The sequence below is a fragment of the Gluconobacter sp. P1D12_c genome (assembly GCF_018812105.1).
Lineage (GTDB): Bacteria > Pseudomonadota > Alphaproteobacteria > Acetobacterales > Acetobacteraceae > Gluconobacter > Gluconobacter oxydans_A.
This window is the reverse complement of the sequence record NZ_JACSIQ010000719.1, coordinates 1-390: the sequence shown is the minus strand read 5'-3', so window position 1 is coordinate 390 and position 390 is coordinate 1. Positions and strand designations below refer to the sequence as shown.

1 pseudogene is annotated in these 390 nt (G+C 41.3%); it reads right to left on the bottom strand.

The window, feature by feature from the left end:
- Nucleotides 1-115: 115 nt before the first annotated feature.
- A pseudogene (locus tag KP705_RS18895) lies at nucleotides 116-390 on the bottom strand (hypothetical protein); the annotation flags it as partial.

The window sequence follows — 390 nt, the reverse complement described above, 5'->3', positions numbered from 1 at the left end:
AAATTTTCATCATGTAATTCCTTAAGATTTTTCCAAATTTTCATAGTTTCTAAGTCGTTTGAATGAGAAATTATAAATGTATTTTGGCATGCAATATGGAATCGTTCGTTAGTTTTCATAATTTTCCTCCTTCTATAACTTCAAGATTAAATCCCGGCTTTGGTATTGTAGAAAGTTCTTCTTGTGTAGCACGACTACCTACTTCAGCAACGTGGCGGTTCATGTAGTAGCGGACAAGACCCGGCCCTCGCATACCGGCTACCTTTTCGCGCTCGGAGAAAATCGCACCGAACTTCACCAGTTCATTCATGATGGCTGTAACTTCGTTGACCCGAATTCCGACTTTTTCGGCGATTTCTTCGCGGGTTAGCATGATCTGTCCGGTATGTG